Origin of the sequence: Streptomyces durhamensis (genome assembly GCF_000725475.1) — a bacterium.
GTDB classification, from domain to species: Bacteria; Actinomycetota; Actinomycetes; order Streptomycetales; family Streptomycetaceae; genus Streptomyces; species Streptomyces filipinensis.
The window spans coordinates 1-345 of record NZ_JNXR01000148.1 but is presented as its reverse complement, the minus strand read 5'-3'; the positions used below and the strand labels follow the sequence as shown (position 1 = coordinate 345).

1 protein-coding gene is annotated in these 345 nt (G+C 67.5%); it reads right to left on the bottom strand.

The annotated features are described in order from the left end of the window. On the bottom strand, positions 1-345 hold a 345-nt coding region (locus tag IO33_RS45405; RefSeq protein ID WP_037687532.1), incomplete at both ends, for a condensation domain-containing protein.

Genomic DNA, 345 nt, shown 5'->3' with positions numbered 1-345 from the left:
ACACCGCATCGGTCGCCAGATGGTGGATGGCGAGGAGCAACACGTCTCCACCGACCGGGTTCTGTAGTCGAACAGCGGCCATCATGGCGCCGGCTTCGGGATCGATCCGTCCCGCTGCGATCCGGGCGGCGTCCTCGACTGCGCGGCCCGGGTCTTCGCCGACCACAACCGTCTCGATGATGTCCGCCCCGCTCACCGACCCGATCTCTCGCGTCACGAGCCGGTGGCCGGTCGGGTCGGAGTACAGCTTCGACCGCAGCATGTCGTGGCGGTCGAGCAGCGCTTGCAGCACCGACTGCACGTCGCCGTCCGTCACACCCTCGGGCAATGCGATCAGGGTTGTCT